Origin of the sequence: Pseudoalteromonas sp. AOP31-A2-14 (assembly GCF_052378035.1) — a bacterium.
Taxonomy (GTDB): Bacteria; Pseudomonadota; Gammaproteobacteria; order Enterobacterales; family Alteromonadaceae; genus Pseudoalteromonas.
The window spans coordinates 434487-455616 of record NZ_JBQSXI010000002.1 but is presented as its reverse complement, the minus strand read 5'-3'; the positions used below and the strand labels follow the sequence as shown (position 1 = coordinate 455616).

Annotated in this window: 18 protein-coding genes and 2 pseudogenes; 16 read left to right on the top strand and 4 right to left on the bottom strand. The window is 38.8% G+C overall.

The window, feature by feature from the left end; translation table 11 throughout:
* Positions 1 to 26: 26 nt before the first annotated feature.
* On the bottom strand, positions 27 to 1979 hold the full coding sequence (locus tag ACT3S9_RS17865; RefSeq protein WP_441835515.1) for a putative bifunctional diguanylate cyclase/phosphodiesterase: 1953 nt from the start codon (positions 1977 to 1979) through the stop codon (positions 27 to 29).
* A gap of 554 nt (positions 1980 to 2533) precedes the next feature.
* Here ACT3S9_RS17865 and ACT3S9_RS17860 point away from each other — a divergent pair.
* Both ACT3S9_RS17860 and rluF read left to right on the top strand, forming a co-directional pair.
* A complete protein-coding gene (locus ACT3S9_RS17860) occupies positions 2534 to 3616 on the top strand; it encodes a DUF418 domain-containing protein (RefSeq protein WP_441835516.1) in 1083 nt (360 codons plus the stop codon).
* Positions 3617 to 3755: 139 nt separating this feature from the next.
* Positions 3756 to 4655: a 23S rRNA pseudouridine(2604) synthase RluF gene (gene rluF, locus ACT3S9_RS17855; protein WP_441835517.1), complete on the top strand. Its 900-nt coding sequence runs from the start codon at positions 3756 to 3758 to the stop codon at positions 4653 to 4655.
* A 325-nt stretch (positions 4656 to 4980) separates the two neighbouring features.
* On the opposite strand, the gene ACT3S9_RS17850 is transcribed toward rluF, so the two are convergent.
* Together ACT3S9_RS17850 and ACT3S9_RS17845 are read right to left on the bottom strand one after the other, a co-directional pair.
* Positions 4981 to 8049 (bottom strand): efflux RND transporter permease subunit, encoded by a 3069-nt coding sequence (locus tag ACT3S9_RS17850; protein ID WP_441835518.1) that lies wholly within the window; start codon positions 8047 to 8049, stop codon positions 4981 to 4983.
* 1 nt (position 8050) lies between these two features.
* On the bottom strand, positions 8051 to 9136 hold the full coding sequence (locus tag ACT3S9_RS17845) for an efflux RND transporter periplasmic adaptor subunit (RefSeq protein WP_441835519.1): 1086 nt from the start codon (positions 9134 to 9136) through the stop codon (positions 8051 to 8053).
* 116 nt (positions 9137 to 9252) lie between these two features.
* Between ACT3S9_RS17845 and ACT3S9_RS17840 the strand changes: the two genes are divergently transcribed.
* Positions 9253 to 10158 (top strand): LysR family transcriptional regulator, encoded by a 906-nt coding sequence (locus ACT3S9_RS17840; RefSeq protein WP_441835520.1) that lies wholly within the window; start codon positions 9253 to 9255, stop codon positions 10156 to 10158.
* Positions 10151 to 10495 (top strand): MGMT family protein, encoded by a 345-nt coding sequence (locus ACT3S9_RS17835; protein ID WP_441835521.1) that lies wholly within the window; start codon positions 10151 to 10153, stop codon positions 10493 to 10495. The genes ACT3S9_RS17840 and ACT3S9_RS17835 overlap by 8 nt, the downstream gene beginning before the upstream one ends.
* Before the next feature lie 21 nt (positions 10496 to 10516).
* On the opposite strand, the gene trhA is transcribed toward ACT3S9_RS17835, so the two are convergent.
* Positions 10517 to 11146: a PAQR family membrane homeostasis protein TrhA gene (gene trhA, locus ACT3S9_RS17830; RefSeq protein ID WP_441835522.1), complete on the bottom strand. Its 630-nt coding sequence runs from the start codon at positions 11144 to 11146 to the stop codon at positions 10517 to 10519.
* 399 nt (positions 11147 to 11545) lie between these two features.
* Between trhA and ACT3S9_RS17825 the strand changes: the two genes are divergently transcribed.
* From ACT3S9_RS17825 to ACT3S9_RS17770, 12 genes and pseudogenes are all read left to right on the top strand, one after another.
* Positions 11546 to 12247 (top strand): IS1 family transposase, encoded by a 702-nt coding sequence (locus ACT3S9_RS17825; protein ID WP_443489204.1) that lies wholly within the window; start codon positions 11546 to 11548, stop codon positions 12245 to 12247.
* Positions 12248 to 12293: 46 nt separating this feature from the next.
* Positions 12294 to 12872, top strand: a complete 579-nt coding sequence (locus ACT3S9_RS17820; RefSeq protein WP_441994824.1) for an LON peptidase substrate-binding domain-containing protein — start codon at positions 12294 to 12296, stop codon at positions 12870 to 12872.
* Between the two features lie 62 nt (positions 12873 to 12934).
* Positions 12935 to 13558 (top strand): sigma-70 family RNA polymerase sigma factor, encoded by a 624-nt coding sequence (locus ACT3S9_RS17815; protein ID WP_441993501.1) that lies wholly within the window; start codon positions 12935 to 12937, stop codon positions 13556 to 13558.
* The gene (locus ACT3S9_RS17810; protein ID WP_441993496.1) at positions 13551 to 14264 is read left to right on the top strand and encodes a ChrR family anti-sigma-E factor; all 714 of its coding nucleotides are present in this window, start codon (positions 13551 to 13553) and stop codon (positions 14262 to 14264) included. Before ACT3S9_RS17815 ends, ACT3S9_RS17810 begins: the two co-directional genes overlap by 8 nt.
* Positions 14265 to 14271: 7 nt before the next feature.
* Positions 14272 to 15225: a YbgA family protein gene (locus ACT3S9_RS17805; protein WP_441993498.1), complete on the top strand. Its 954-nt coding sequence runs from the start codon at positions 14272 to 14274 to the stop codon at positions 15223 to 15225.
* Positions 15225 to 16622: a deoxyribodipyrimidine photo-lyase gene (gene phrB / locus ACT3S9_RS17800; protein WP_441836572.1), complete on the top strand. Its 1398-nt coding sequence runs from the start codon at positions 15225 to 15227 to the stop codon at positions 16620 to 16622. The genes ACT3S9_RS17805 and phrB overlap by 1 nt, the downstream gene beginning before the upstream one ends.
* A gap of 21 nt (positions 16623 to 16643) precedes the next feature.
* Positions 16644 to 17066 carry a nuclear transport factor 2 family protein gene (locus tag ACT3S9_RS17795; RefSeq protein WP_441836571.1) on the top strand — a complete coding sequence of 141 codons (423 nt, stop codon included), beginning with the start codon at positions 16644 to 16646 and terminating at the stop codon, positions 17064 to 17066.
* A complete protein-coding gene (locus tag ACT3S9_RS17790) occupies positions 17066 to 17776 on the top strand; it encodes an SDR family NAD(P)-dependent oxidoreductase (RefSeq protein ID WP_441836570.1) in 711 nt (236 codons plus the stop codon). Before ACT3S9_RS17795 ends, ACT3S9_RS17790 begins: the two co-directional genes overlap by 1 nt.
* A pseudogene (locus ACT3S9_RS17785) lies at positions 17773 to 18630 on the top strand (NAD(P)/FAD-dependent oxidoreductase); the annotation flags it as partial. The gene ACT3S9_RS17790 and the pseudogene ACT3S9_RS17785, both read left to right, overlap by 4 nt.
* A 94-nt stretch (positions 18631 to 18724) precedes the next feature.
* Positions 18725 to 19942 (top strand): IS4 family transposase, encoded by a 1218-nt coding sequence (locus ACT3S9_RS17780; protein WP_444750800.1) that lies wholly within the window; start codon positions 18725 to 18727, stop codon positions 19940 to 19942.
* Between the two features lie 20 nt (positions 19943 to 19962).
* A pseudogene (locus tag ACT3S9_RS17775) lies at positions 19963 to 20376 on the top strand (FAD-dependent oxidoreductase); the annotation flags it as partial.
* On the top strand, positions 20369 to 21106 hold the full coding sequence (locus ACT3S9_RS17770) for a DUF1365 domain-containing protein (RefSeq protein ID WP_441836366.1): 738 nt from the start codon (positions 20369 to 20371) through the stop codon (positions 21104 to 21106). The pseudogene ACT3S9_RS17775 and the gene ACT3S9_RS17770, both read left to right, overlap by 8 nt.
* Positions 21107 to 21130 lie beyond the last annotated feature (24 nt).

Sequence of the window (21130 nt, the reverse complement as noted above, 5' to 3'; positions counted from 1 at the left end):
AATATAAATTTAATATGTTGTTATTATTACTTAAATTCCTCGCTATTGCTATACTCAGGGTGGTGTTTTCTATCAAACTGCCAGATTCCAGTGCCCGTTGCTGCGATGTTATTTACATTTCCTTGTAGTACCTTACAACCAACATTTACAGAAGATTCAGGGCGGCTGACTAAGTAGCCTTGTACGCTAGTAATCCCCATTTTTTTTACTAATTCAAACTGTGCGAGCTCCTCAACACCTTCAGCAACAATTTTTAAGCCTAACTGATTCCCAAGCTCACTTATTGAGTTGAGTATTTTATGATACTTTGGATTTTCGTTAGCTTGTTTTATAAACAAGCGATCAACTTTTATTACATCAATAGGTAAGTCAGCCAAAGTGCTAAGAGAACTAAAGCCTGTGCCAAAGTCATCAATTGCGATAGTAACACCTTCAGCTCTGAGCTTTTCTAGCTCATCAATAATATTGTCGCTTGCGGTTATTAAAGTCGACTCGGTAATTTCCAGCATCAAAGAATGTGCAGGTAAGCCGGTTTTTTTTAGTTTACTCATAATCCACTGGAAAATAGGGCGGTGTTTTAGTTGAATACCGGAGACGTTAACGGATATTCTAACCTTACGCATACCTGCATTATGCCATGCCGACATTTGGCGGCATGACTCAAGCATTATCCAATCACCTAGTTCCAAAATTAAATTGGATTCTTCAGCGATAGGGATAAATTCATCCGGTGATATTAACCCTTCAATAGGGTGCTCCCAACGTGCTAGTGCTTCAAAATAGTCGATAGCGCAGTCTTCAACGTGAACAATAGGTTGAAATGATAGGTGGAGACTTTGGCATGCAGTAGCAAGTCTAAGCTCTTCAAGTAAGTAATGATAGCGACGCATTTGATTACCCATCTCGGGTGAATAAACTTTGAATATCCCCCGACCATCGGTTTTAGCGCGGTACATTGCCACATCAGCCATTTGCAGCAGTGCTTGCGGAGTAGCTGCACTATCAGGGTATGTCGCAATACCGACACTGGCGCTAATTTTAATTAGTTTATTACCAAGAATAAAGTCGCGTTCTATTTCACTTAACACATTCTGGGCAATATCAAGGGTTTTATTAGGGTTATCGATAGTTTCAATAAATAAAGAAAACTCGTCACCACCAAGGCGCGCTAGATTTTGCTCAAGTAAGATATTTGGATTAATATCACTGAGTTTGTGGTGACGTAAAACCCCTGCTAAACGCTCCGCTACTTGAATTAATACTTCATCACCGAAGCTGTGCCCGAATGAATCGTTAACTTGTTTAAAGCCGTCTAAATCAATAAACAGTAAAGCACAATGTTTCTTTTCTAACTCAGCATTGGCTAGCTGTCGCTCGAGATGTTCAATATAAGCATGGCGGTCAATTAATCGTGTTAGTTTATCTTGGCTAATGCTGGTTTGCGCTTTGCGAGTGTAATTAACTATGTGTTTATTTAACTCATTAACCATATGATTTAAATTAGTAATACTATCAGTATTAGCTAACTTGGGCAGGGTGATATTGAGTTTACTTAATAAGGACTCTATATCCGTTGAAAGGCTATTGATAGCACGATAATTTTGGTGTGTTTTACGCTTAACAGAGACCAACCAAGTACATAGTAAACCAACTAAAATGAGTAAAATCATATTTGCGGGTGAGAACAAGGTTAGTTTGACCAAAGTAGATGCTTTTGCAGCTATATAATTGTCTTCTGTAGATCTAACTGCTAAGTAGGCGCCAGTCTTTTTTTCTATCAGAAAGTGGCCACTTAAAATAGGGTTATACCAAGGCGGGGATCGTAATACAGTGCCTTCAACAGGAAATTCTATTAGTTCAATGGAAGGCTGTTTTGAATCAACCGTATTAATTTGTTTGGTTAATAAAACATTAAGGCCGTAGCAAAAAATGATAATGCCTATCAAAATGATACTCAATGATCGGAAAAGTGTTTTCATGTAATAAACCAGTTAGTTGCCGTTTATAATTTTCACTAGGCATGGCAAATTTCAATAGTATATAGTGTGTAAGTACAGCAAACAAAACATTTTTTTAACAAGTATCTTAAGTATGTAATGGAATCACTTGGGCTTGAGTATAAATAAGGGCCGTATAGACTTATTACTCCACTTAGATTTACTTTTCAGGGAATTACAACTCGATTTTAGGGGAATATATCATTTAGGTTAGGTACCTCAATATCGACATCAAATGAACTCAGAAGCTCGTATACATATAGTTGTGAAGTGAGGCAAAATGTCATTAGTAAGATTCATCAAATAAGATAATGCAAGAAGTAAAAAGCACTCCAATAAGATAGTTTTTTCGGACAAACCTAGCTGTAATGAAACGATAGGAAGTGCAAATAAATACAGCTAAAGCCTATGAATAATAAAACTGATGGGTACTAGAGCAAGTGGTTTTATTTATGAACTCCCTAGCGATTCACTTTCTTCTGTTTATAAAAGTGCGTTAAACTGGTGCCATGTTTATTAATTGATTTAACTAAGTAATGCGTAATTATAATATGGATGTTATTCGAGGCATAGCAGTGCTTGGTTTAATGTATATGAATATCCTGCATTTTGGTGTTTTTGAGTTGGGTTATGTTGGCTTGGCTACCCCACCTACTTCAGATAAATGGTTACATTGGATAAGTCTAACTTTTATGGATGGCCGATTTCGCAGCTTATTTTGCTTATTGTTTGGTGCCGGGCTTTATATTTCTTTCCAAAAGTACCAATCTTTTACGCTGCAAAAAAGTCGACTTTTTTGGCTAGGAATTTTTGGGCTTTTGCACGGCTTTTTATTGTGGGCTGGCGATATTTTATTTATGTATGCAGTCAGTGGCTGGTTTTGCCTGCGGTATTTAGAAGTAGATGACCAAACATTAATTGAACGCATTAAAGCTTTTTTAAGTATATCGGCGTTAGTTACGTTTATAGCCATGATGGGACCAGAAAATGAGCTTTTTTATCGAGATTCAGAAGCTTTTTTAAGTATATATAATGAAAGTTTTAACAATTTAAATGGCCACTTTTTTAACAATACGATTAACTTTTTAATTATGTTGTTTGCATTACCCATCATTATTCTTTGGCAAACGGCAGGGTTGATGCTGATTGGCATGGTGCTTTATAAACGTAAGGTGTTTGAGCGGGGCTTAAGCCAACCGTATTTACTTTGGGTAAGCCTTGTAGCTGCGAGCTTTACAACGTTTAGACTTATCATTTCGGGCTTAAATAATCAGTGGGCATTTTCCTTGCGAGAACCGGTGAATTTTTTTGCTGCGGCTTGTGTAGCGATTTTATACATTCATATATTAGTGCGAATATGCGTAAACCGCCAAGCAGTTTTAGTGTCATTACAACGCGTTGGTCGTCTTGCTTTTAGTTGTTATATTTTACAAACGTTGATTATGCTTTTGTTGTTCAAATGGCTATTTTCTGAGTGGATCATTACTTTTAATCGTGTAGATTACTTTTTAGTGGCTACTATCGGCGTGATAGTGCAACTGATTGGTTGCCATATTTATTTGCGCTACTTTAACCAAGGCCCACTTGAATGGTGTTGGCGTAAATTAGTACGAGCTTAATTTCATCCCTTCACATTTTTTTGTTAATACTTATTGGCGTGAATAGTTCTAAATTGTCATAAAAATTTTTAATTGAGGGCGCATTATAAATCTCAGTAGTTTAAACTAACGCCTTTTAGAATTAATGTTGAAACTAGCCATGACAGACTTAAAGCGATTAAATAAATTTATTAGCGATACTGGTTTTTGTTCTAGACGCGAAGCGGATAAATATATTGAAAATGGTCGTGTAACGGTTAATGGCATTCGCCCTGAAATGGGTGTGAAAGTAACTGATTCTGACCATGTGTTAATTGATGGTCGGCCACTAAAAGCGGTGCCTAAACGCGCTTATATCGCATATAACAAGCCAATTGGTATAACGTGTACGACAGAACGAAAAATCCAAAGTAATATTGTTAAAGCAGTCAACTACCCAGATCGTATTTTCCCCATTGGTCGCTTAGACCGTCCTTCTGAAGGGCTAATATTTTTAACCAATGAAGGTGATATTGTTAATAAAATATTGCGAGCTGGAAATAACCACGAAAAAGAATATGTAGTGACCGTTGATAAGCCTCTTAATCGCCAGTTTGTTAATAAAATGGCGGGTGGTTTGCCGATTTTAGACACGGTTACTAAAAAGTGTAAAGTGACTCAAACGGCTCCTCAGCAATTCACCATTGTGCTGACTCAAGGGTTAAATCGTCAAATTCGCAGAATGTGCGAATACCTAGGTTATGAAGTCGTCACTCTTAAACGTACACGCATTATGAACGTTACGCTTAAAGGTTTAAAAGTGGGGCAATGGCGTCACTTAACTGCTCAAGAAATGGCTGTGATAAATGATTCAATTACTGATTCAGGTAAAACAGAAGAACACTCAGTTGATGAGAGCAAGCAGCTATTAAATAACCCGGTAAAACAACCGACAAAAGGTAAAAAGCGTGACTTTCAACAGCATGTTAAAAAGGGGCGTTTTGAGGCAAAAAAAGAGGACCCAAATAGTAGCCGTCGTCGTAGTACCAAACGCACAGGTACATTGAGCTTAAAAAAGTGATTTTCAGCTTGTTTTTATATGCAGCTTCAGCAGTATTCTTTATAAGGGATCGTGCTAGTTATCGTAAATTTACCAGCTAATTATAAATAGATCATTATTAACCCTTAACAAAGTTATTAAGCGTTTAAAATATAAAACAGTAAGCTGATACCCGGTAAGTGTTTAGCTGTATTAAAGTAAATTATACAGCAGGGGATTTAGTTACTTAAAACGATTACTCTAAATCCAAGCAATTTTAAACCGAATTTGGTCTCCCTAATGAAAAACCAGGTAGCATAATATTTAATCAAGGAGCACTCATTGAGCTCCTTGATAATATATAACTTTAATTACTTTGCTTTTTTTGCACGTCAATCTTAAACAGTACGGTGTAAAGCACGGGTACGACAATTAATGTAAGTACCGTGGCGAAGCCTAAACCAAACATAATAGTCACCGCCATTGATTGAAAGAACACATCAAATAGTAGTGGGATCATGCCTAAAATAGTGGTGATTGCCGCCATACCCACTGGGCGTACACGGCTTATACCAGAGTCAAGTACGGCATTAAACGGCTCTTTACCACTTTTTAGTTCAATGTTTATTTGGTCAACTAATACAATACCATTTTTAATCAGCATACCACTTAAGCTTAATAACCCTAGCAGTGCCATAAAGCTAAATGCGGCATTCATTAATAATAATCCTGCCGTAACGCCGATGATCGCAAGCGGTACAGTTGCCCAAATGACTAAGGGTTGTTTTACGGAGTTAAACAGTAATACGGTAATTATGAACATAGCTAAATAGCCAAGAGGTAATGAGCCAAAAATAGCTTTTTGTGCTTTATGTGATGATTCAAATTCGCCGCCCCATTGTAGCTCGTAACCATGGGGAAGTTTGATTGCTTCAATATCATCACGAATGCGGGCAAATAGTTTTGCTGGGGTTTCATCACCTATAACATCATGATCAGCCATAACGGTAATGGTGCGTTTGCGGTCACGGCGCATTATTAGGCTATCTTCCCACTCTACTACAAAATCATCTACTACTTGAGTTATTGGCACAAATAGATCGAGTACTGGGCTGTAAATTTGTAGGTCGCGTAGGCTTTCTGCATTAAGACGCTCCTCAGCAGGAGAGCGGGCTATAATAGGTAAAAGCTGGGTGCCATCTTTATAAGTACCCACTTTTTTTCCTGATAAACTAGTTAGTAATAACTGATCAAGATCCGTTTTACTAATCCCTAAACGTCGTGCTTTTTGTTCATTAAATTGTGGGCGAATAAGTTTAGAGCGCACACGCCAATCATCACGTACATTAAATGCACCAGAATCTTTACTGAGAATATCTTTGGCTTGTTTTGCAAGTTGGCGAAGAACAATAGGATCTGCGCCTGAAAAACGAGCTTCAATTTTAGCATCCGTTGAGGGGCCAATTTCCATACGCTTTATTTTCAGTTTTGCATCAAGTACATGGCTGTTCTCATACTCACGTACTTTGGCTATCATAGAAGTTACAGCGTTGCGATCTTTTACTCGTATGATTAACTGCCCATACGCCGGATATGATTTTTCGGGGGCATATGTCAACATAAAACGGGGAGCGCCTTGGCCAACGGTTGAGGTTATTTCTTTTACTAGTGGATCTTTTTGCAAAAATGTTTCAAGTTTAGCAACACCATCTAGCGTGGTATGAATATCAGCGCCTTGTACGTGCCAATAATCCACATAGAACATCGGGGTGTTGGACGCAGGAAAAAATGATTGTTTGATGAATTTAAAGCCAAATACAGAGCTTGCCAGCAATACGACCATTAGCACTAATGTAGTTTTACGAAAACGCAGCGCACTAGCTAGTAAGCTTTTATAAATGTTAAAAATAGCACCTTGGTATGGGTCGTCATCGCGGCCTTGTTCATTCAGCTCAGATTGTTTAAACATCAAGTCAGCAAAAAATGGGGTCAGTGTTATTGCTATAATCCAGCTTAATAATAACGATATAAACAGTACCCAAAATAAGCTGCCAGCAAACTCGCCACTGGCATCAGAGCTTAAACCAATAGGCGCAAAAGCAGTAATAGCAATAACTGTTGCCCCTAATAGCGGCCACTTAGTTTGTTCTACAATGTTAACGGCGGCTTTAATTTTGCTTTGACCACGCTTTAAATTTATTAAAATGCCTTCGGTGACCACAATGGCGTTATCAACTAACATACCTAAAGCAATGATTAGCGCCCCTAAGGAAATTCGCTGTAAATCAATGGCAAACAGCTTCATAAATATAAACGTACCTAATACGGTCAGTAACAAAATGGCACCAATTAATACTCCACTTTTAAAGCCCATAAATACTAATAGCACGATTATTACAATGGCCACCGCTTCAAGTAAGCTAACAATAAATCCACTCACGGACTTTTCAACTTCATTAGGCTGATTATAAACGGTGTTTATTTTCATGCCATGCGGACGCTGATACTCCATAGAAGCTAGGTGTGCTTCTATGTTTTTACCGACATCAACAACATTAACACCGCTACTAAATGATATGCCGACAAGTAGCGCTTGTTGTTGGTTAAAACGTATGACATTACTGGGTACTTCTGCGTATTCGCGATAAACCGTTGCTACATCACCTAAATAAATCAGTTCATTAGCGCCGGACTTGGAAATAAGTAAATTTTCGAGTTCTTTTACATCGTTAAATTCACCGGTTGGGTGCAGACGAATAGACTCATCACCTACACGCACTTTCCCGGCATTTGATACGGTATTTTGAGATTGCAGTAATTGATAAATATGGTTAGGTGCAATCCCTAACTGGGCAAGTTTTCGGGTGGATATTTCAACCATAACTTGTGCTTGTTGTTCGCCGGCTATAACGACTTTACTCACGCCATCAACTAATACTAGTTCACGTTTTAAAAAATCAACGTAATCTTTTAACTGATCATACGAATAGCCATCGCCAGTTACCGCATATGTAACGCCGTATACATCACCAAAATCATCCATAACTTGACTTGGGTAAACACCGCTGGGTAATGATGAGGCCTCATCATTAATTTTTCGGCGTAACTCATCCCAAATTTGGCGTAAGTCTTGTTTGCGGTAATTGCTTTTCATCTCGACGGTAATTTGTGACTTACCGGGCGAGGAAATGCTAGTAACATAATCAACATACGGCAGCTGCTGTATGGCATTTTCGATGGGGAAGGTGACTTCTTCTTCCACTTGCTGAGGTGATGCGCCTGGATACAGGGTGATCACCATAGCTTTTTTTAGTGTAAATTCAGGATCTTCGAGTTGTCCTAAACCTAAGTAAGAAACCACACCGCCAATTAATAGAAGCAGTGCGGCCATCCAACTGATGACCTTTCTTTTTATAGCCAGTTCAGCAATGGTCATATTATAAGCCTCGCTCTTTTTGCCAAGGGCGAACTTCCATGCCTTCTTTTAGGGAGTGCACACCGGCTGCAACGACGGTTTGGCCTTTTTTGATCCCCGTAATAACTTCAATGCCATTACGGTGTAGTTGACCTACTTCGACTGCTTGTTTGGTCACTTTTCCAGTGCCGGTATCGTATAACCATACATAGCTGTTGTTATCGGTTGGTTCTGTCGGTACTGAGAATACCGCTTCAACGGGCAGTAATGCATAATTTGATTGTGAGTGAGTAATTTTACTTAAATCAATATCAACGCGACCGGTCATACCAGCGAGTAGGTTAAAATCTTCAGGCACAGGCAGTGAAAAAACAACCTTATAAGAGAGCGTAATAGGGTCTGCTTGAGTGTCAAACTCTTTAATATTCAATGTGTAGCTTTTTTGAGGAAAGCCATCAAATACCACAGTTGGTTGATAGTTTACGTCTTTATCAATACGGGCAATGAGTTTTTCAGGTACTTGGATGACGACATCCATTAAATCTCGGGTTTCAAGGCGTAATATATCTTGTTTAGCTTGAACACTTTCAAAGTTTTTAACAAATACTTTTGCTACTGTACCTGAAAATGGTGCGCGTAGTTCACTGTTATTTAAATTAGTTTTTGCAATTTTTAAAGCTGACTCTGCTACTTGCTTATTAGCCAATGCTTGGTCGAGTTCTGATTGACTTGTAATTGATTTATTGTATAACTTTTGTATACGCTTAAGCTGTGAATTAGCCAGTTCGAAACGTGCTTTGCGCTCATCATATTGCAACTGAAAATCTTCAGGGTCTAATTTGGCAAGCAATTGGTTTTTTTCAACATGTTGACCGGCTAACGCTGGAAATTTAATTAACTCACCGCTAACTCTAAATGCAATATATGAGCCTTGGTTAGCAACCACCTCTGCAGGGAAACTCCGAATGCTTACATCAGAATCACTGCCAATTTCAAATAGCTTTACAGGGCGTACATCTTGTTGTTCTGCTTCTTTTGATGGCTGTTCTTTACAAGCTAGTAAAGTTAGCATTAGTGCTGAAAGTAGTAATACTTGCACTTGTTTCATGGTCTTCTCCGCGGCAATGAAGCAATTAATTAGATGCAGCTTACGCTGCTAAGATATAAAATAAAAATTATTAAATTTTAAAAACATAATAAATTAAATTTATATAGTGGTGATGAATGAAATTGAATCATTTAGTTATATTAGATGCAATTGTACAGAATAATAGTTTAAGTGCTGCTGCAGATAAACTGCATAAAAGCCAGCCTGCACTGACTATTGCTATTAAAAATTTAGAGTCTGAATTGGGCTTTGCATTACTAGATCGCAGTCAGTATCGGCTAACACTCACAGAAAAAGGGCGAATATTCTACCGTGAGGCTAAATTACTTTTATCGGCCAATAGTGAACTGTCTTTACTCGCAAAAGAGCTTGCTCTAGGAAATGAAGCACAGTACAAAATTTGTTATGAGCAACTTTGTCATGTTAGCGATTACAATGAGGTGATAAGTCGCACTTTTAAACAATTCCCAAGTACTGAATTTAGCGTTACTAGTGGAAAGCGCTTTGTATCTTTAGAACAAGTAAATAAAGGCGAAGCTGATTTAGGTATTGGTCCATGGTTTGATTTATTTCACGCGACAGGAGATCTTGAAAGTTTACCAATAGGGCAGTTTGATATAGGTTTGGTTAGTGCGCCTGACATTGTGCCTGCAACAGTTAGTTATGCTGAGCTACAAAACTACCCATGTTTGGCGATGTTTGAAAGTGACTTAAGTTTTGATAGCGATCGGCTGTCGTATTCAAAAGGCACAGCGGTGATGAAAATAGATGATATTGCGAGTTTAAAGTCATTTTTGTTATCAGGTGCGGGTTGGGCAATGATAAGCTTGGCCCACTGCCAACAAGAGATTGCCAATGGTCAATTGCAGCATATTAAAATAAGCGATAGAGAACACCAATTTGGCGCGCAAATTCGGGTTTTTCGTAATCACTCAGTTCACCATGGTCCTGTAGCTAGGACTGTTTGGGCGCAGTTTAAACAGTTAAGTGAAGCATTCAAAGTGAGCAATATTAATGCATGAAGCAATTGATAAATTAAGCGAACATGCCATACAACAGGTAACAAAAGAGCAAGCTATTTACACTGTTATTGCCCATATACCCAAAGGTAAAGTGGCAAATTATGGGCAAGTTGCACGCTTAGCGGGTTATGCGAGCAATGCTCGGCTTGTCGGTCGTTTATTAAAAATAATGCCGAATGACTCAACTATTCCTTGGCATCGAGTTGTTAATAGCCAAGGTAAGTTGTCGTTCGAAATAGACAGTGATAAATACCAGCAGCAGCGGGAAAAGTTGATTGCTGAAGGCGTGCTGTTTAAAAAAGATAAAATTAATATGCGTCAATATCGCTGGCAATAAACAGTAATGACTAAGTTCTAACTAAAAGACATACTGGCGAATGGATATAAAATGGCAAAAACAACCCATTAGTACAAATATATGCCATACCGCATGACTGTAATGGCGTGTTTTAGCACTGTAAAAAAACGTTCCTACGCTGTATGCAATACCGCCTGCTAATAACCACCACAACGCATTGGGCTCTACGTGTGTATAAAGCGGGTATACCAGTGCTAGCGCAAACCAACCCATTAATAAATACGTAGCTAAAGATACTTTTTTATTGCCATTTTTAACTAACAACTTATACATTACGCCCCCTAATGCCAGCGTCCAAATAAAGACCAGTGCACCAATAGCCCAAGGGCCAGACAATGAAATAATTAAATAAGGGGTGTAAGTGCCTGCAATTAAAATATAAATTGCACAGTGATCGCACTTTTTATAAATTGCCCTAAGACTCGCACGCGTACTAGAATGATATAAAGTTGACGCACTAAATAGCAATAAAATACTCGAACCGTATATAACTGCACTCGCAAGTGCGAAACCAGTATTTGCTTTAGTGGTTAGGTCCCATAATACATAAAATGCAAATAACACCCCAAAGCCATGAGTAATAACATTAAGTTGCTCTTCTTGTCGGGAGTAATCAAGCTCGACTGACATTTAAGTTTTCCAAATACTTCATCGTTTAATATGGTTCAGTGTACAAGTGTACGCTGAAATTATCAACGCTGTTTTTGTTACTAAAAAATGGTCAATTATATAATTTTAAACTGATTAAATTAATCACATTAGAACATAGGCTTAAAATCAAAATATTGCTTGGCACAAACTTTGAGTAAGTATTTAAGTAATAGCGAGTAACTGACTTTTTGAGATAAATAACTCCGTTTCATAAAGTACCAAAAAAAGCAGTAATAAAGAACTTTGTGTTATATGTTGATCGACTTGATTGCTGCTGCCGTAACCTACTGCAGAGTTAATTAATGGGTGGTGTGTCAGAAAGTATGCTGAAGAAATAAAGGAGGGTGACAGCCAAAGCAAGATGATATATTTGAGGTTATGAAGACACAAATAGATATCAGCTGCCCCGACTGTCACAGTCCCAGTTTAAAGAAAAACGGCATAAAAAGCTATGGCAAGCAGAACTACCAATGCAAGGACTGCAAACGTCAATTCATTGGTGACCATGCCTTAACTTATAAGGGCTGTCACTCTAAAATAGAAGACATCATACGGCTAATGACGGTGAGAGGTTGCGGTGTTAGAGACATAGCTATTATAGCCTCAGTCAGTATCGGTAAAGTATTGGGCACCATAGGCTCATCTGTTTATAAGATCGCGCCTAAGAAGCGCTACTATGAACGCTTAGAGGTTGATGAGTTCTGGACTTACGTGTATCGCAAGAAGCGTAAAGTCTGGCTCATCTACGCTTATGACCGTGCTACTAATGAGATTGTCGCTTATGTCTGGGGCAAACGTGACTTAAAAACAGCTAAGAAGCTAAGAGCACGTTTAAAGCAACTTAAAGTAAGCTATGGCTCTATCAGTATGGACAACTGGGATAGCTTTAAAACCGCCTTTAAAGGTGATCACAAACAGGTTGGCAAACAGCATACCATAGGTATAGAGGGTAATAACTGTCGCCTTAGACACCGATTAAGACGAGCGGTTAGAAAGACTTGTTGCTTCTCAAAAAAGCTTGATAATCATTTTAAAGTGTTTGATTTGGTGTTCTTTTACATCAATTATGGCTACGTCTGATGCCAGCATACTTTTTAGAACACCACCAATTAATGATGTAGGCTTTATGAAACGTGCAATTTTTCCAGTGCCAGTGTTTATATTACCAGGAGGGTATACCCGACTGAGAATTTTTGAGCAGCGGTATTTATCAATGGTTAAGCAATCACTGCGTGAAAATACCGGTTTTGTATTGTGTGCATACCAGCATGAAACGGTTCAAAACATCAGCAATACAGGGTGTTTGGTCAATATTATAGATTTTGATCTGGATAAAAATGGCCAACTATTGATTGATATAAATGCAGAGTCTAGCGTGGCAATCAGCGATGTATACCAAGACGAAAGTGAGCTGAGGCAAGGGCGTGTTGAGTATGTGTTACTGCCAGATTGGTACACTAAAACCCCTATTAGTGATGCTGATAAATTATTAAGCACTAAACTCAGTGATATGTTTTCCAGTAATCTTGAACTTACTGAGCTTTATAAAGAGACTCAGTTTGACAATATAGCTTGGGTTGCAGCTCGTTGGCTTGAGATTTTACCTATTTCTATTGAGAAAAAACAGCAACTTGCATTTAAATCAAACTTTGAAAACTTACTGAACTTCCTCCATACTTTAGTTAATAACGAACTTACTAATTAAGTTTGATCTTTTCTGTTTAGTACAACGTATGTAATACAATGATGGAAAAAGGATAAATTATGATGGTAAGTCAACAACTTCATTCGGGTTGTAAACCTAACAAAGGTAATTACACTGCCATGCCAGAAACGCCGAGCAAAGAGCTTGCTGAGGCATTATTTGCCGTTGCGAATAGCCGTGATAAACGTGCATTTGCGTTTTTATTCGAATATTTCTCACCGAGAATTAAACGTTTCGGAATTAAACAATTTAATAACGAAACACAAGCTATGGAACTTGTGCAAGAAACGCTCACCTCAGTATGGCGTAAGGCACACTTATACAATTATGAGAAAGGTGCAGCAACGACATGGACATATACGGTAATGCGTAATGCGTCTTTTGATATGCTTAGAAAGATGAAGAGCAACAAAGAAGACAATTTGAGCGAAGACATTTGGCCGTTAGTAGACGAAGCCGCAGCAGAGCATCATCAGTTTTCTGATCATTTAGAAGATAAACAAATTAAACGCTATCTAGATAAGTTACCACAAGCACAGCGTGATGTGGTGCGAGGCGTTTATTTTCAAGATATGTCGCAAGAACAACTTGCAGAACAGCTTGATATTCCCGTAGGCACAGTGAAGTCTCGTCTTCGCCTTGCCTTGCAGAAGTTACGCAATGAAATGGGGGATAGCCATGATTAAGCACCATCCAAACAACGAGTTATTAGTAAAATACAGTGCTGGAGAATTACCAGTAACGTTGAGTCTCGCTGTAGCTATACATGTTGATATGTGTCCAGTTTGTCAGAATAAAGTAGCTGAGATCGAGGCACTAAATGCATATAAAGCTTTTACTGAAATTGATGAACTTACAGGTGAAAACTCGATTCAGAGCTCAAGTGCAAGCTTCAATCAAGGCGACCTTGGAGCTAAAAGCAATGACCTTATTGATTTTGCGATGCTCAGCGCTATTACTGAAGATGAAAGTATTGATGAAGTTTATCAGCAGCCACCAGTGACAGTGCAAGTTCAACAAAAAAATTACACTTTACCCCGTGCTCTGACTCGTTTAGGACATAGTAAATTTTTACAAATCGGAAAATTGTCTCGTTCTCGTATTGACCTTGATGATGGCCCATTAAGAGCTAGTATGTTGCACATTGATAGCGATGGCGAAATTCCTGAGCACACCCACACGGGTTTCGAAGTCACCTTATTACTCGATGGTGAGTTTAGCGACCAGTTCGGTCACTACGTCCCTGGTGACTTTATGATGCTTGATGGTACTCATCAACATTCACCACAAACAAAAAATGGTTGCTTATGCTTTACCGTGGTCAGTAGTGCACTACACTTTAATAAAGGGCTAAGTAAATTGCTCAATCCTATCGGTAACCTCATTTACTAGGAATATTATGCAACAGTCGAGTATTAAAATTGGTATTAGTGCATGCCTTGCTGGTGAAAAAGTGCGCTTTGATAGCGGCCATAAAAAGTCTAACTTTTGTATGGACGAATTGGCAAAACATGTTGATTACAAGAGGTTTTGTCCTGAAGTGGCTGTAGGGCTTCCCATTCCAAGGCCAACTATTAGGCAGGTAAAAGTGGGTGATACAATTAAAGTGTGCCGGCCCGATGGCACCGGTGATGTTGGCCCTAAGCTAACCGAGTACGGAAAAAAAATTGCTACAGAGCAGACACGTGAACTCAGTGGCTTTGTTTTTTGTGCTAAAAGCCCAAGTTGCGGCATGGAACGTATTAAAATATACAATGAAGCTGGTACGGGTAATACCTCAGAAGGTGTGGGTTTTTTTGCTGAACAAATAATGGCACATAACCCATTATTACCTTGTGAAGAAAATGGCCGATTAAACGATATGCACTTACGTGAAAATTTTGTAATGCGCGTATTTGCCTACAAGCATTGGCAAGACTTAATATTAGAGCCGCTTACGGTACATCGACTAACGCAATTCCACGCGCGTTATAAATACTTGCTGATGGCACATAATTATCAGGCATACCGTAAGCTGGGTAATTTATTAGGTACTTACGAAAGTGATGATATCACTAGCCTAGCAGATGAATATATCAGCGGCTTGATGAGTGCCCTTAAAAAGCCCGCATCTCGTAAAAATCACAGCAACACATTAATGCACTTACAGGGCTACTTTAAAAAAGACCTGTCAAAAGTTGAAAAACAAGAATTGCGTGATGCCATTGACGAATATCGCGAAGGGTTATTGCCGCTTTATGTGCCTTTAACCTTGTTAAAACATCATTTAAAAGTCCACCCAAACGAATACTTAGCTAAGCAAGTGTACTTTGACCCTTACCCTAACGAACTAAAACTACGCTACGGAATTTAATGAAAACGGTATTTTGGTTTAGGCGCGATCTGCGCCTTTTTAACAACATCGCTTTATATCAAGCAATAGAAAGTGGCTGTAAAGACGCGATTTTTTTTATAACTGCCAAGCAGTGGCTACAACACCATGTTGCTGATATACAGATCGATTTATTAAAACGTCGCTTAGTGTTTCTTGGTAAGTTACTTGCTGAAAATGGTATTCAATTATATATTATTGACGCTAGCGATTATAGTGGTTCGTGCCAAGCATTGATTGATTTTTGCAAACAACATAAAACTGAACATGTTTACGCAAATAAAGAATATGAAGTTAATGAAGTCGCACGTGATGCGCAGTTTTTAACACTTGCAGATGAACACAATATACACGTGTATTTATTTGATGGTGATGTAATTGCAAGGCCGGGTACTGTCGTGACTCACAGTGGTGAAATGTATAAAGTGTTTACGCCGTTTAAAAATGCGTGGCTTAAACAGTATCAAGATACGCACTTTTATTTTCAGGCCCCGCCAGAGTTCCCGAGTGCAGTTACTTGGCAAGCTCCAAGTTTACTTGATACAAACAGCAGCTCAGAAAAATGGCCGGTTGATGATGAAACTCTAAGCCACGTTATTGAGCGGTTTATTGATACTAAATTGGGAAACTATAAAGAAACGCGAGATCTCCCAGCCATAAAGGGCACCTCTGGATTAAGCCCTTATTTAGCACTGGGGATTGTTAGTGTGCAACAATTATTGGCATGCATTCAACTTGTTCATATCGATGTACTAAAGAGCGCTAAAAGCAATCTGTTTACTTGGGTTAACGAGTTGATTTGGCGTGAGTTTTATCGCCATTTAATCGTTGCGTATCCTAAGCTATGTAAAGGCTTTAATTTTAATGAAAAATACAACGGTCTTAATTGGCGTGATGATAAAGACGATTTTAAAGCGTGGTGTGAGGGTAAAACAGGCTACCCATTAGTTGATGCAGCTATGCGCCAATTACTTGAAACAGGCTGGATGCACAATCGGTTAAGAATGGTTGTAGCAAGCTTTTTAACAAAGCATTTATTAATTGATTGGCGCAAAGGCGAGCAGTTTTTTATTGAGCATCTTATTGATGGTGACTTAGCGTCTAACAATGGTGGTTGGCAATGGGCGGCGAGCACAGGCTGTGATGCCCAGCCTTACTTTCGAATATTTAATCCTATAACGCAAAGCGAGCGATTTGATCCTAAAGGGGAGTTTATTCGTAAGTATATTCCAGAGCTTGCTGATATTCCCGACAAAAAAATTCACTTCCCGCATGATTATCTTTCTAAAAGTGAGTCGGTTAAAAATAATTATTGGCCAGCCATTGTTGATCATAAAGCGGCTCGTCAAAGAGCGCTTGATACGTTTAAAGCTCATTAAAGGGATTTTGAAGGGGGTTATATGCATGATGTAGACAAGTTTATTGCTATTTATCAGCAGCTAAATAAACGTAATTTAGCGCTGTTGGATGATATTTATCATTCAGATATACGTTTTACAGATCCTTTGCATGAGGTAAAAGGGCTTGCAAACTTACATGTCTATTTTGCTAATTTATATAGTAATGTTACTGAATGTCACTTTGATATAGCAGACAGCTTTACCAGTGATGACCACGCCTTTGTTTATTGGACTATGGTTTATCGTCACCCGAAACTTGCAGGGCATAAAAAAATAGTAGTAAACGGACATAGCCATCTTGTTTTTGAAAAGAGTAAAATTATTAGCCACCGCGACTATTTCGATGTTGGCTCGCTTTTATATCGCCATATACCAGTACTTGGTTCGATTGTTAAACTTATTGATAAAAGGGCAGCACAATAATGATTACACTTATTACAGGAGCAACGTCAGGCATAGGAGAGGAACTTGCAAAAAAATATGCGGCAATGGGCGATACAGTTATAGCTTGTGGCCGTAATCAAGACAAGCTTTATGAACTTTCACAAGTAGATAACATAGAAGCATGTCAATTTGATGCCACTAATTTACAAGCTATTAAAAGTGGAACCGTTGCCTACACTCAGTTTGACCGCGTTATTTTAAATGCTGGTAATTGTGAGTATATCGATGATGCTCGCAATTTTGATAGCAGCTTGTTTAGCCGTGTAGTTACGACTAATTTGTTAAGTATGGGTTATTGCTTAGAGGCTTTCTTACCTAAAATAAAGCCGGGAGGCCAATTAGTATTGGTCAGCTCAAGTGTCACTTATTTGCCATTGCCTCGCTCTGAGGCGTATGGCGCTTCAAAAGCAGGCGTCGATTATTTAGCTAAAAGCTTAGCAATTGATTTAACCGACGTGGATGTAAGTTTAGTTCATCCCGGGTTTGTTAAGACTCCCCTTACAGAAAAAAATGATTTCCCAATGCCAATGGCGGTGAGCGCGGAAAAAGCGGCTGACTACATTATTAAAGGGGTGGCAAAGCGGCGTAAAGAAGTGCATTTTCCGTATCGCTTTACCCTTATTTTAAAATGTTTACGTGTGCTTCCATTACCATTATGGTTGAAGCTTGCAAAAGGATTATCTCGTTGAAAAAAATAGCCATTATTGGCTCAGGCATTTCTGGACTGAGCTGTGCACAACTATTACACAAACATTATGATGTGACCGTCTTTGAAAAAAATAACTATATTGGCGGTCATACCGCAACGGTTGATGTTGAGGTGGCGGGTATCAATTACGCCTTAGATACCGGGTTTATAGTATTTAACGACCGTACTTACCCTTATTTTGAAAAGTTATTGCAGCGTATTGGCGTTGAGCGACAGCCCACTGAAATGAGTTTTAGTGTGCATAATGAGCAAACGGGGTTTGAGTATAACGGCCATACATTTGCAAGTTTATTTGCTCAAAAACGTAATATATTTCGTCCTCGTTTTTGGCGTTTACTCAGTGACATTATGCGTTTTAATAAGTTGTGTAAATCGCTTCACAGTGAAGATAATTTTCAGCCAGGAGAGACTCTAGGGCAATTACTCGATAGTCATAATTTTAATGATTTTTTCCGTTATCATTATATTTTACCTATGGGCGCTGCTATTTGGTCTACCAGCATTAAAGAGGTGAGTAACGTCGGCGTTGAGTTTTTTGTTAAGTTTTTCTTTAATCATGGTTTGTTAGATGTCACTAATCGCCCACAATGGTATGTCATTCCGGGGGGGTCTCGTGAATATATAGCACCACTGATTAAAGGCTTTGCTGATAAAATTAAGCTCAACAGCTCAATTAAATCAATTGCCCGTAGCGAAGAGCGCGTTACTATCTCTTTTGATGACAATAAGGTAGAGCAGTTTGATAAAGTTATTTTTGCTTGTCATTCAGATCAAGCGCTTGAGCTATTAGATAATCCAACTGAAGATGAAAGCGCTATATTGGGCGGCATCCCTAAAGTATCCCCAAAATTAGCCTTTATATATCAATGAACTAATAGTGTTAAAAAATATGGGTAGTGAGGGAACATTCATGGTGTTTTGTGATCTTATGAATCGCTTAAAAACAACAGAACTAAACACCATGAATGCGTCTACTATTTTGCACAATATGCTCCGCGCTGTCACCCCTAACTCTATTCATAAAGCCAGATTTAATACTCTAGTCGCTGCCGTTAAATCTCTTTTGCACTGTCAGCAATGCACCTTGACATCTATTGGTCGCAATTTGGATTCAAAAACAACTGAAAAACATGATATTAAGCGTATTGATCGACTACTCAATAACCACGAGCTTTTGCGTGAATCGACATCGGTTTATGTTCGCTTAAGCCGTTTTGTGGTCACTGAAAAGCATCCCGTCATATTGGTTGATTGGAGTCATGCAGATACACAAACCAAATACTGTATTCTGCGTGCTAGCATTGTCAGTGAAGGTCGCTCTTTGACCTTATACCAGGAAAGTGCATTCAGCTTTCAATATCATTGCCCAAAAGTACAAAAACGGTTCTTGAAGATGCTCAAACTGATCTTGCCGAGTGATTGTCGGCCCGTTATTGTTACGGATGCGGGCTTTAAAGTTCCTTGGCTCAAAGCCGTGCGAAACAATGACTGGCATTATATTAGCCGAGTTCGAGGTACGGCACACTTGAAAACGCAGGGCAGCGATGAGTTTGTTCCATGCCAGTCACTATTCAAGAGCAATCAACGTAAGAGCCAGTATCTTGGCGCGACCGAGCTGACCAAAAGTGCAAAATATCAAACGCATGCAGTGTTGGTTGGCAAGGGACATAAGTTATTAAAAAGAGATAAAGAACGCGGTTATAAAGAGCCTTGGCTACTCGTTTCTTCACTTCCAAAAAGGCACCATTTTCTCGAAAAAGTGCTCAAGCTATATGGTATGAGAATGCAGATAGAGGCAGGGTTTCGAGATCAAAAAAGTGTTAGATTCGGCTTAGGCTCAGATCTGCACAGAACGAACAAACTCAATCGATTAGACATACTTTTACTGCTCGCAACTCTGGTTCATTGGTTCTCAATGATGCTGGGGGCAGTGATAGACAAAGCAGGAAAGACAGGCGCTTTTCAAGCTAATTCAACCAAAAAAAGACGAGTAGTGTCATGGGCATTTGTTGGGCTGCGATACTTCAAAAAACAGTCCATTAAACTGCGACGGCGAGATTATTTGGAAGGGCTAGCCTATTTCGTACAGGTGGTAGTGAAACTCGATTGGAAAAATATGGATGTGAGTGATGTAATTGAAACTTAATGATTATTTCTGGGGATCCCTTAGGCGGCATCCCCTATACTGAAAACTCAGTAATTCTACATACTGACACCGCTCTTTTACCAAAACGAAAAGCCGCTTGGGCCAGCTGGAATTACCTTTTAAATGAAAGTACTGATAAAGCGGCGGTGGTAACTTATCAAATGAACATACTGCAAGGTATTAAAAGTGATACGCAGTTTTGTGTCACGTTAAACCACCAGACTGGTATTGATAAAAGTAAAATATTGCGTGAATTTACTTATCATCATCCGGTATTTAATAAATCTTCTATTGCAGCGCAACAGCAAAAACAGCAGATTGATGGCGTTAATAATAGCTATTTTTGCGGTGCGTATTGGTATAACGGCTTTCACGAAGATGGCGTAAGAAGCGCTGTTGATGTTGTGCGTCAACTTGGAGTTGAGTTTGACTAGCTCGATTTATATCGGCGACATAAAACATCGTCGGTTTGCGGTTAAATCACATCAGTTTAAATATCCACTTTATATGATGTGGATTAACCTTAAGCAAACTGAAGCTTTAAATGGTATCCATAAAAAACTCGGTACTGTTGGCTTTAAAGTACTTAAATTTAACCAAGCCGATTATATAAACACTCAAGGTGATACTGACAAGTCCCTAGCTCAGCGTGCGTTTAATAAAATAGCAGAACTAGGTGTCACTGAGGCTTTTAGTGATGTTTATATGCTTGGTCAACTACGCTGTTTAGGTGTGTATTTTAGCCCAGTCAATTTTTATTTTTATAAAAGCCTGCAAGGTCAATTTACCCACATGGTGGCGGAGGTTAGCAACACCCCTTGGAATGAGCGGCATTACTATTTAGTTCCCCTTGAAAAAAAAGTGAACTTTAAGAAAGACTTTTCCGTATCACCCTTTATGAACCTTGATATGGACTATCATTGGAGTGTAAGAATTAATTCTGATAACACCATGATACATATTGAGAACAAAAAAGATGACCAATTACTTTTTGACGCAACTTTAAGGTTGCAGCGACGTGATCTTAATAAAGAAAATATAACGCAGTTATTAAAGCAGTTCCCTGCAATGACGTGGAGTATTTTCAAAGGCATTTATTTACATGCCTTCAAACTGTTTTGTAAACGCGTGCCGTTTATTGGTCATTCAGGCAAGAGTGGTTAATTAGTTTTAGATTAGCGCTAAAAA

What these genes read in the sequence shown, in the direction of transcription:
- ACT3S9_RS17810 (WP_441993496.1), top strand. Translation starts at nt 13,551, where the DNA reads ATGATTAAGCACCATCCAAACAACGAGTTATTAGTAAAATACAGTGCT.
- ACT3S9_RS17815 (WP_441993501.1), top strand. Translation starts at nt 12,935, where the DNA reads ATGGTAAGTCAACAACTTCATTCGGGTTGTAAACCTAACAAAGGTAAT.
- ACT3S9_RS17820 (WP_441994824.1), top strand. Translation starts at nt 12,294, where the DNA reads ATGAAACGTGCAATTTTTCCAGTGCCAGTGTTTATATTACCAGGAGGG.
- ACT3S9_RS17835 (WP_441835521.1), top strand. Translation starts at nt 10,151, where the DNA reads ATGCATGAAGCAATTGATAAATTAAGCGAACATGCCATACAACAGGTA.
- phrB (WP_441836572.1), top strand. Translation starts at nt 15,225, where the DNA reads ATGAAAACGGTATTTTGGTTTAGGCGCGATCTGCGCCTTTTTAACAAC.
- ACT3S9_RS17795 (WP_441836571.1), top strand. Translation starts at nt 16,644, where the DNA reads ATGCATGATGTAGACAAGTTTATTGCTATTTATCAGCAGCTAAATAAA.
- ACT3S9_RS17845 (WP_441835519.1), bottom strand. Translation starts at nt 9,136, where the DNA reads ATGAAACAAGTGCAAGTATTACTACTTTCAGCACTAATGCTAACTTTA.
- ACT3S9_RS17780 (WP_444750800.1), top strand. Translation starts at nt 18,725, where the DNA reads ATGAATCGCTTAAAAACAACAGAACTAAACACCATGAATGCGTCTACT.
- ACT3S9_RS17805 (WP_441993498.1), top strand. Translation starts at nt 14,272, where the DNA reads ATGCAACAGTCGAGTATTAAAATTGGTATTAGTGCATGCCTTGCTGGT.
- ACT3S9_RS17850 (WP_441835518.1), bottom strand. Translation starts at nt 8,049, where the DNA reads ATGACCATTGCTGAACTGGCTATAAAAAGAAAGGTCATCAGTTGGATG.
- ACT3S9_RS17840 (WP_441835520.1), top strand. Translation starts at nt 9,253, where the DNA reads ATGAAATTGAATCATTTAGTTATATTAGATGCAATTGTACAGAATAAT.
- rluF (WP_441835517.1), top strand. Translation starts at nt 3,756, where the DNA reads ATGACAGACTTAAAGCGATTAAATAAATTTATTAGCGATACTGGTTTT.
- trhA (WP_441835522.1), bottom strand. Translation starts at nt 11,146, where the DNA reads ATGTCAGTCGAGCTTGATTACTCCCGACAAGAAGAGCAACTTAATGTT.
- ACT3S9_RS17825 (WP_443489204.1), top strand. Translation starts at nt 11,546, where the DNA reads ATGAAGACACAAATAGATATCAGCTGCCCCGACTGTCACAGTCCCAGT.
- ACT3S9_RS17790 (WP_441836570.1), top strand. Translation starts at nt 17,066, where the DNA reads ATGATTACACTTATTACAGGAGCAACGTCAGGCATAGGAGAGGAACTT.
- ACT3S9_RS17865 (WP_441835515.1), bottom strand. Translation starts at nt 1,979, where the DNA reads ATGAAAACACTTTTCCGATCATTGAGTATCATTTTGATAGGCATTATC.
- ACT3S9_RS17860 (WP_441835516.1), top strand. Translation starts at nt 2,534, where the DNA reads ATGCGTAATTATAATATGGATGTTATTCGAGGCATAGCAGTGCTTGGT.